This is a genomic window from Streptomyces sp. MB09-01, assembly GCF_033794505.1.
Taxonomy (GTDB): Bacteria; Actinomycetota; Actinomycetes; order Streptomycetales; family Streptomycetaceae; genus Streptomyces.
Window position 1 is genome coordinate 1 of the sequence record NZ_JARAYQ010000294.1, and the last position, 9,315, is coordinate 9,315.

The following is a 9,315-nucleotide window of genomic DNA, read 5'->3' on the forward strand; positions in this document are numbered from 1 at the left end:
CGGTCGTCAGGGGCACAGGGGATCCTAACCGCCGGCCGTCCGGCGCCCCGAAGGGTTATTCCGCGGCTTCACACACCGGCAACAGTCGCCCCATCCGGCCCCGCGGTCCCGCCGCGGATGGCCTCTTGCCGGTAACTCGCCACTATCACCGGACATTTGACTGAATCGACGTACGCTCCTCGCCTCGTGTTCAGCTCATGATGAAAAGACTCGTATGTCCAGGGAGGCGTAGTGATCGAACCTGGCAACAGCACCACGAGCACCGGCACGACGCAGAACACGGTGCGCCCCACCGTCCCCCTCACCGTCGGCGTCGAGGAGGAGTTCCTGCTCGTCGACGCCCGCACGTTCCGGGTGGTCCCCGCCGCCCCGCTGGTCCTCGCGACGGCCGGCGGACTGCCGGGCGAGCTGCACCCCGAGGGCACCCGCTACCAGGTGGAGATATCCACTCCGATAGCCCATTCGGCCGCTTCGCTGCGCGCCGAACTCGCCGCCCTGCGGCGCACCCTCGGCCGGGCGGCCCGCGCCCACGGCTGCCGGCTGCTGGCCGCGCCCTCGCCGGTGGTCGCCGTGGAGGGGCCGCTGCACCTGACCGACGACGAGCCGCGCCAGCGCGAGCAGCACCGCCGCTTCGGCGCGCTCACCGACACGCTGGTCAGCTGCGGCCGCCACATCCACATCGGCACGCTCGACGTGGACACCGCCGTGGCGGTGTCCAACAGGATCAGACCGTGGCTGCCCACACTGATCGCCCTGGCGGCCAACTCGCCGTTCTGGGGCGGGCGTGACACGGGTCACGCCAGCTGGCGGGCGATGGCCTGGTCCGGCTGGCCCTCGGCGGGGCTGCCGCCGCACTTCACGTCCACGGCCCACTTCCGGCGCTCGGTGCAGACCCTGCTCGGCTCCGGGGCGGCCCTGGACATCAAGATGGTCTATTGGGACCTCCGCCCGTCCGGGCACTGGCCGACGCTGGAGATCCGGGCGCCCGACATGTCCCCGAACATCGACTCGGCCATCCTCCAGGCCGAACTGGCCCGCGCGCTGGTCTCCACGGCCCTGCGCGAGATCGAGGAGCACCGCCCCGAGCCGGCCGTACGGGACGACGTACTGCGCCTCGCGCGCTGGCGGGCGGCCCACGACGGACTGGAGGGCTTCGGGCTCGACCCGTACACGGGCACGGAACTCCCCGCGGCGGACCTCGCGGAGGCCCTGCTGGACCTGGTCGCACCGGACCTGGCCGCCGCCGGCGACCTCGACCACGCGGCCAAGACCCTGGCCGGCCTCCTGCGCGACGGCTCGGGCGCCCACCGCCAGCGCGCGGCCTTCGCCCGCCGCCAGGACCTGACGGACGTACTGCGCCACCTCGCGGACGAAACGGAGGACTTCTAGCCCGGACCGAGCCCGGAGCGCTCCGTCTCACCCAAGCCGCAGGTGCAATCGTTTCCGCACCTGCGGCTCGTAGTGGGGCGGATGGGACTCGAACCCACGGCCGACGGATTATGAGTCCTCCTGCGATCTTGGCGGCCCTCGTCACTCAACGCGGCTCCGTGCCCTTTCCGCAGCTCAGCTGGGGTGACTGGGGTCAGGTCGCATCGGCCTTTATCGGCTGGTTCCTGTCCTTGCGTCCCCTGCGCGTCCCCAGCCAAGGCGGCGTGATCAGACGACGCACGCAGACCCTCGCGCAGCGGATTCTCCACGGGAGCCGGACAGGTGCGCTTTCACCGCAGCGCCCGTACGGTTCTCTCCGCTTCGTCGACGATGGCCTGCGGGTCGGCTGCTGCGTCGACGGTCCTTCCGGGCTCGTCGGGTCGCAGCGGTTCGAGGGCGGCGTACTGGGAGTCCACCAGCTCGGCCGGCATGAAGTGGCCGATGCCAGCACCGCCGAACTGGCCGTGTCACTCGCCCTGGCATCGCTCCGAGGCATCCCCGACTTCGTCCGGGCCCAGGACGCTGAAGAGTGGCGGACCGGCTTCCGCCCCTCGCTGGCCGACCGCACCGTCCTGCTCGTGGGCTACGGCTCCATCGCCGCAGCGGTCGAGGACCGGATCGTCCCCTTCGAGTGCGAAGTCCTGCGAGTCGCCCGCACGGCGCGTTCCGTTCCCCGCGGGCCCGTCCACGCGCTCGACGATCTGCCCGAACTCCTCCCCCAGGCCGATGTCGTGATCCTCACCGTCCCGCTCACCCCGAAGACGCGTGGCCTGGTCGGCGGGCGCTTCCTCGCCTCGATGCCGGACCACTCCCTGCTGGTGAACGCCTCCAGAGGTGCCGTGGTGGACACGGACGCCCTGCTCGCCGAGCTCACGGCCGGCAGATTGAGCGCGGCCCTCGATGTCACCGACCCGGAGCCACTCCCTTCCGGGCATCCCCTGTGGCACGCGCCCAACACGCTCATCAGCCCTCACGTCGGAGGCAACAGCTCGGCTTTCCTGCCTCGGGTACTCCGTCTGATCCGCGCCCAGATCCTGCGCTACATCGAGGGAGCACCGCTGGGGAACATCGTGCTGGCCCGCAAGGCCTGACCCGGATCCCTCGCAGTTCCCGTGGGGCGGTCACGTCGGGGAGCGGCCGACGCCCGCATGTCGGTTCGATGTCGCTGTCCGGTGGCGGCAGCGTGTCCCACCGCCAGAGTGTTGTCGTGATGTCATCCGTGACAGACCGGCCGGCGGAGCCGTATCGCCCGCGAAGGTCCGCTCTCATCCTGCTGCCCTGTCCGGGTGCCCGCCACGCGGCGAGAACACCCCGCGCACACGGGCCCGATGCGCGATTGGTCGACGGTGGCGGGCGGCGTACTCATCGGGCCCCCGCGATCGCGCCGGCATCCGTGGTACCCGCGTCCCGGAGCTCGCGCTTGAGGATCTTGCCGGTGGCGTTGGTGGGCAGGACGGCGAAGAACTCCACCAGGCGGGGGTATTTGTAGCCCGCCATCTCCTCCTTGCACCAGGCGATCAGCTCCGCCTCGGAGAGCGTCGCGCCCGGGGCGAGGACCACGCATGCCTTGATCTCCTCACCGTGGCGCTCGTGCGGCATGCCGATGACGGCCGCCATGCTCACAGCGGGATGGGTGAGGAGCACCTCCTCGATCTCCCGTGGGTACACGTTGAAGCCCCCGCGGATGATCACGTCCTTGGCGCGGTCGACGATGTAGAGCCACCCGTCGGCGTCCCGACGGGCCAGGTCACCGGTACGGAACCAGCCGTCGCGCATCACGTCGGCGGTCGCCTCGGGCCGGTTGAAGTAGCCCTTCATCACGTTGTGTCCGCGGATGACGATCTCGCCGATGGCGTCGGCACCCTGCACCGGGGCCCAGTCCTTGCCGACCAGGTCCACCTCCACGCCCCAGACCGGACGTCCGATGGAGCCCGGCCGGACCTTCTCGCCGCGCGGCGAGAACGTGGCCGCCGGGCTGGTCTCGGAGAGGCCGTACCCCTCCAGAATGGTGACGCCGAACCGCTCGGCGAACCGGCGGTGGATCTCGACCGGGAGTGCCGAGCCCCCCGAGCCTGCCATCCGCAGGTTCCTGGCGATCTGCGGCAGGTCCACGTCGGGCGCTTCTTCTTCGAGCAGGGCCCAGTACATCGTGGGGACGCCCGCGAAGAAGGTGACGGCATGGCGCTGCATCAGGGCCAGGGCCGCCCGGGCGTCGAAGCGCGGGAGCAGCACCAGCGTCGCCCCTGACGCAAGTCCGGCGTTCATCTGAACGACCTGGCCGAAGGAGTGGAACAGCGGCAGGGTGATCAGATGCACGTCGTGCTCGATCTCGCCGAACAGCTTGTGACAGGTCAGCACGTTGAGCATTACGTTGGAGTGGGTGAGCTCGGCGCCCTTGGGCCGGCCGGTGGTGCCGGACGTGTACAGGATGACCGCGGTGTTCCCGGACTCGGTGGCCACCGTGTCGAAGTCCGTGCTCTGCCCGGCCAGCGCCGCCGTCAGGGTCTCGGCGCCCGTGATCGGGGAGTCCCCGGTGGGGGCGGCGGGCATCAGGAAGAAGTGCTCGCAGCCCGGCGTCTCGCCGAAGCCCGCCCAGCCCTCCTGCCCCAGCGGGAGCTCGGCGCCGCCCTCGAAGCAAAAGTAGGCCTTGGCCTCGGAGTCGGCCAGGTGGTACGCGACCTCCCGGCCCTTGAGCAGCACATTGAGCGGGACGACGACCGCGCCGGCCTTGAGGATGCCGTAGTAGACGATCGGGAACCACGGCACGTTCGGGCAGGACAGCGCGACCTTGTCGCCCGGCACGATGCCGCGTGAGCGGAGCAGGTTGGCCACGCGGCGGGCGGCCGCGTCCAGCTCCGCATAGGTCAGCCGCTGGACGCCCAGCACGACTGCCGTGCGGTCGGGCATGGCACGGGCGCTGTTCTCCAGCACGGCGGCGAGATTGAGCATGTGAGTTCTCCGTGGGGTGTGTCGGTGGAAGCGGCGGAAAGGAGGAATCGGCCACCGGAGCCCGTCGCGTGGATCCCGTGGATCGGCAACGTCACGGCAAGGGCAGTGCGCAGCGGGGCATCCTGATGCGCTGAATCGATGCGTGCACCAGGTGCGAAGGAGTCAGCCCCGCAACGCGGATGCGAGGAGAGCGGGCAGTTTCATCACGCTCGGCGCGGCCGTGAAGCGGGTGACGCGCTCCACGGTGGTCAGAGCGGTGCAGTTGGTGACGAAGTACGGCGGGCGAGGGGAAAGAGACAGGTCGCCCGTGACCAGTCCGCGCGGCGCGGGCGTGAACGGGGCGCGCAGCACGGTCTTCTCGATGTCCTCGAGCATGAAGGCGTTGTGCACGAAACCGATACCGCTGCCGATTTCCTGGCGGGTGTGCCCGGGGTAGGCGCCCCACGGTGTGAAGCCGAGCAGGAAGCCGACCGCCGACCAGCAGTTGACGCCCAGGGTGCCGTAGCGCAGGTCGGCGATCGCGCTGCGTACCGCGTCCCGGTGGGCCTTCTCGGTCCTCGGGTGGACGATGAGAGTGGCGCCGAGCGTGCCGGGGAGGGTGTCGTTGGCGAAGTCGACGGCGTGGCGCAGGAATTCGGCCGGCGTCTGTCCGGGCAGGCGCACGACGCCCAGTGCGCTGCCGAAGACCTCCTCGGTGATGAGGAGGTCGTCGTGGTCGGTGATGTCGGGTACGAGCAGCCGGCAGCCGTCGCCGTGAGCCTCCGCCTGCGGGTGGGCGGCAAGGACGGAGGCGAGACGCCCGGCGGCGCCGGGGTAGTAGTCGGTGCGCGGAGGTAGTTCGCGCAGTACCCGCCGGATCTCTGCCAGGAGCCGCTCGGTACCGTCCCAGTCGCGCGGCAGGACCAGGATCTGGGTGGCGATGCAGTTGTGGCCGGAGTTGTTCATCTTGCTGGTGACGATGTGCTCGGCCTGGAAGCGGAAGTCGGCTTCGCTCCACGGGCCCGGCGCCACGATGCAGGGGCTGACGCCGCCCAGTTCGCTGCTGAAGGGCTTGGTGCTCAACGGGAGGTCATCACGGCGGCGTTGCTCGGCTCCGTCGTCGGTGCCCCAGACGATGGCGTCGTGGGTGCGGTCGCTGCCGGTGACGTGAATGGCGTCGACGCCTTCGTGGCGGGCGAGGTAGGCGCCTTCGTCCGCGCCGCCGTCGACGAAGCGCAGCCAGCCGCGTTCGACGAACTCGGCGAAGACGTACTCGAAGTGGGGGCGCAGATAGTCGTTGACCGGGTTCATCTTGGCGATGACGACCTGGCCCTCGGCGAAGAGCTTGTGCAGGATGTCCAGGGCGGTGATGGCGGAGACGTTGCCGGCGCCGAGCACCAGGGCCAGGGCCGGGTCTGCCTGCCTGCCCCGGTACTCGCCCGCGGCGCCCGCCCGGGTCTGCTCCGCGGTGACGCCGGGGCGTATCCACACCTGGGCCGTGAACCCGTTGAGCAGGAGGGCGTCCCAGCCGGTGGCGGGGAAGACGCCCACGCGGGTGCGACCGTTCTCCTCGTGAACCTTCTTGCCGTCGAGCGGGTCCCTGCCCGCGGCGATCCGCCGCAGCACATGCAGGTACGCCGCGGCGTTCTGCGCCAGGGCCCACGGCCCGCCGATCCAGTCCTCGGCGGCCCACGGCGAATCGGATGCGTACCCCTTCGCGCGGGCACCGGCAGCGGCCAGTTCGCAGGCTCGGGCGACCACGCGAGGCAGCAGCCGCTCCAGGAGGGCGATGCGTTCGGTGAGCGGGGTGGCGGACCAGGACTCGGCGCTGCCGCGTACGGCGGTCACGGTGCGGTCGAGGAAGGAGGTGTCGAGGGCGCTGGTGTTCAACGTCGGTCCTTGCGAAAGGTCGGGAGTGGGAGGGGCAGGGCCTGCTCCGGACGCTGCGCGAGGAGCAGGCACGCGCGTGCGGTCACGCGGACAGCCGGCGGGCGTCGCGGTCCGGGTCGATCAACGTGAGGGCGGCGGCCCCGCTCAGCAGGAGCACGGCGCCGGTGATCAGGACCGCGTGCTGGTAGCCCTCCACACCGCGGGTGTCCACGAGGTGCCCGATCAGCGTCGGGGCGATCAGACCGGCGGTGGTCACCACGGCGTTCATGATGCCCAGGGCACCGCCGCGGCGATCGGCCGGAGCCAGCTCCGTCACCGTGGTGACGGCGACGCTGCTCATCGCTCCGGCGAGCCCGAATCCCGCGACCAGGAGCACGGCGGTCACGGCACCGGCCGGCGCCAGCGGCAGGGCGAGGCATGCCGCGGCGCCGATGAGCAGCAGAACGCCGCCCACCCCGCCGCGGGCCCACCGGCTCGCGGTCCCGCGGCGCAGCAGCCATCCGGTCAAGCCTGCCTGCCCGAGCACCACGACGCCGCCAAGCCCCCAGACCAGCATCAGCACCTGGGTGGACCCGGCCGAGGTGTAGCCCAGCGCGTCGTGGAGGTAGGAGGGGAGCCAGACCAGGGCGAAGGCGATGACCCAGTAGGTGCCGAAGTAGGCGGCCGTGGCACCGATCCAGGTACGGGTCGCGAGGATCCGCCGGTACGGCGTCCTGTGCGGGGCCGAAACCGGCCCGGTTCCCGCCGCCCCTTCACCCCTCCTGTCGCCGGAGCCGGTCGGCGCCGTGGTGTCCGACGCGGTCGCGTAGGGTCCCTCCCCGCCGAAGGGGATCCACAGCAAGGCCCACACGACACCGACGAGCGCCACCGCGGCGACGGCCGAGCGCCAGCCGTGGTGCTGGATCACCCACGTCAGTACGGGAGCGGCGACCAGGACCCCCAGGGTGATTCCGAGGACGATCAACGCCCCGGGCAGGTTGCGTCGGTGGTTGGGGAACCAGGACAGGGTGGCCTGCTGGGCGACGGGGAAGGCGGGCCCCTCGGCAGCACCGAGGAGAACACGTGAGGTGAGGAGCACCGCGAGCCCTCCGCCCACCGCCAGCGGCGCTTGGGAGAGGGACCACAGGACGGCCATCGCCAGCAGCAGCCACTTGGGTCGTATGCGGTCCGCGAGCAGCCCCACCGCGGCACCGGAGATCGAGAACAGCAGGAAGAAGGCGCTGCTGGCGAGTCCGAAGGCCGATGCCGACAGGCCGAGGTCCTGTCGGATCTCGTCCGCGGCCAGACCGAGCACGGACTTGTCGGCGAAATTGATCATCATGAAGACGACGAGCAGCGCGGTGACGGTCCACGCGCGGCGTCTCGTTCTGCTCGGCGCCTTCGGGGGGCCGGCGGGCACGGCGGGTGCGACATCGGTGTCGGTCACAAGGGCTCCGCGGAGACTGGATGGAGAGGGAGCAGGGGCCGGGAGGTCGTTCAGGAGAGCGGGACGCCGGCGATCGCGATGCGCTCCATGACACGGCGCTGCGGGAAGTAGTCGCTGATCGCGTAGTGCTGGGTGGCGATGTTGTCCCAGATCGCGACGGAGCCCGGCTGCCAGCGGAAGCGCACCTGGTACTCGGGGATCCGGGCCTGGAGGACGAGCTCGTCGAGCAGTTCACGGCTCTCGGGGTCGGTCAGTCCGACGATCCGGGTGGTGAAGGGCTCGTTGACGTAGAGCAGCTTGCGCCCGGTGCGCGGGTGACGGACGACCACGGGGTGCTCGACGGCCGGCAGGTTCTCGCGGTGCGCGGCGAGCTGGCTTTCGGTCATCAGGCAGCCCCAGCTAGGCACCCAGTCGTGCACGGCGGTGAGCCCCTCGATCCGGGCCTTCATGGCCTCGGAGAGGTTGTCGTAGGCGGCCGACATGTCCGCCCACATGGTGTCGCCGCCCGCGGACGGGACCTCGACGGCACGCAGGACGGAGCCGAGTGCCGGCGCGGCCATGAACGAGTGATCGCTGTGCCAGATGTTCTCCGTGCCGATGGCCATGGCGTCCTTGGCCAGGCGGGAGACGCCGACGGTGTCCCCCTTGGGGAAGAAGGGGTTGGGTTCCGGCTCGCCCCACAGGCCGGCGAAAGCGAGCTGGGACTGCGGGTCGAAGGCGTGCTGATCGCGGAAGAACAGCACCTTCCACTCCAGCAATGCCTGCCTGATCTCGTCCGCGAGGTCCTCGCCGATCGGGAGCGAGAGGTCGACGCCTTCGATTTCGGCGCCGATGTGCGGGGTGAGCGGGCAGACGTCCAGCAGCAGGTAGTCGGGCTGGGGCATGCCGGGCGCGATGCGATCGAGCGTGCGCTTCCCGTAGTGCATCAGGGGCTTGTCGAGCGCGGGGGCGGGGGTGGTGACGGCGCTGTCCATGAGGCCTCCGTAACGAGGGCAGAAAATCGTTACCGGAAGTATCGTTATTGGGGTGTGCGGAGACAAGGGTCCGTGGGCATCAAAAATCGAGCCGGAAATCCGGGGCGGGAGACCGCTCAGGCGGTTGAGCGCACGGCGCGGCCGACGAGGTCCACCAGCTCGTCCACCAGCGCGGCGTCGGGCAGCTCCTGCTCGACAAGCAGCCGGAAGAGCAGCGGCGCGGCCACCAGGGTCGCCGCGGCCCTGACATCGGTGTCCGGCCGCACTTCACCGCGCGCGATCCCGCGTTCCAGGATGCGCCTGGTCTCGCTCGTGATCCGCTCGGTGTACCCCGCGTACTGGCCCCGCATCGCGCCCGTCTCGGCCGCCGCACCGATCAGGCCCGCGATCAGCCGGTCCGACCCCGGCAGTCGGTACGCCTCCAGACGAGTGGTGAGTACGAAACGGAGCTCCGCGCGGAAGTCGCCCAGATCAGGCACCGACAGGACACCGATACGGGTCTCGGCAGCGGCGATGATCAGGTCCTGCTTGGTCGGCCAACGCCGGTAGATGGCGGGCTTGCTCACCCCGGCCCGCGCGGCGACGACATCCATCGTGACGGCCCCGATCCCCTGCTCGGCGATCAGTTCGACGACCGCGTTCAGGACCGCCCCGGTGACCCGCTCCTCC

The 9,315-nt window shown here is 70.6% G+C and carries 7 protein-coding genes and 1 pseudogene; 2 read left to right on the plus strand and 6 right to left on the minus strand.

Going from position 1 to position 9,315, the window contains the following annotated elements; genetic code table 11:
• Positions 1–231: 231 nt before the first annotated feature.
• Positions 232–1,389, plus strand: a complete 1,158-nt coding sequence (locus PV721_RS37185) for a glutamate--cysteine ligase (protein ID WP_319732320.1) — start codon at positions 232–234, stop codon at positions 1,387–1,389.
• A gap of 329 nt (positions 1,390–1,718) precedes the next feature.
• Here PV721_RS37185 and PV721_RS37190 read toward each other — a convergent pair whose 3' ends face one another.
• Positions 1,719–1,859 carry a hypothetical protein gene (locus PV721_RS37190; RefSeq protein ID WP_416371259.1) on the minus strand — a complete coding sequence of 47 codons (141 nt, stop codon included), beginning with the start codon at positions 1,857–1,859 and terminating at the stop codon, positions 1,719–1,721.
• A 3-nt stretch (positions 1,860–1,862) separates the two neighbouring features.
• Between PV721_RS37190 and PV721_RS37195 the strand changes: the two are divergent.
• Positions 1,863–2,519, plus strand: a pseudogene (locus PV721_RS37195) (NAD(P)-dependent oxidoreductase); the annotation flags it as partial.
• 271 nt (positions 2,520–2,790) lie between these two features.
• Here PV721_RS37195 and PV721_RS37200 read toward each other — a convergent pair.
• The 5 genes from PV721_RS37200 to PV721_RS37220 all read right to left on the minus strand — a co-directional run.
• Positions 2,791–4,377, minus strand: coding sequence for a long-chain fatty acid--CoA ligase (locus tag PV721_RS37200; RefSeq protein WP_319732322.1), 1,587 nt, complete (start codon positions 4,375–4,377; stop codon positions 2,791–2,793).
• A gap of 162 nt (positions 4,378–4,539) precedes the next feature.
• The gene (locus PV721_RS37205) at positions 4,540–6,246 is read right to left on the minus strand and encodes an aldehyde dehydrogenase family protein (protein WP_319732324.1); all 1,707 of its coding nucleotides are present in this window, start codon (positions 6,244–6,246) and stop codon (positions 4,540–4,542) included.
• Positions 6,247–6,328: 82 nt separating this feature from the next.
• Positions 6,329–7,672: an MFS transporter gene (locus PV721_RS37210; RefSeq protein WP_319732326.1), complete on the minus strand. Its 1,344-nt coding sequence runs from the start codon at positions 7,670–7,672 to the stop codon at positions 6,329–6,331.
• Positions 7,673–7,722: 50 nt separating this feature from the next.
• A complete protein-coding gene (locus PV721_RS37215; protein WP_319732328.1) occupies positions 7,723–8,646 on the minus strand; it encodes a TauD/TfdA dioxygenase family protein in 924 nt (307 codons plus the stop codon).
• A gap of 116 nt (positions 8,647–8,762) precedes the next feature.
• Positions 8,763–9,315: TetR/AcrR family transcriptional regulator (locus tag PV721_RS37220; protein WP_319732331.1), on the minus strand; the 553-nt coding region annotated here is incomplete at its 5' end.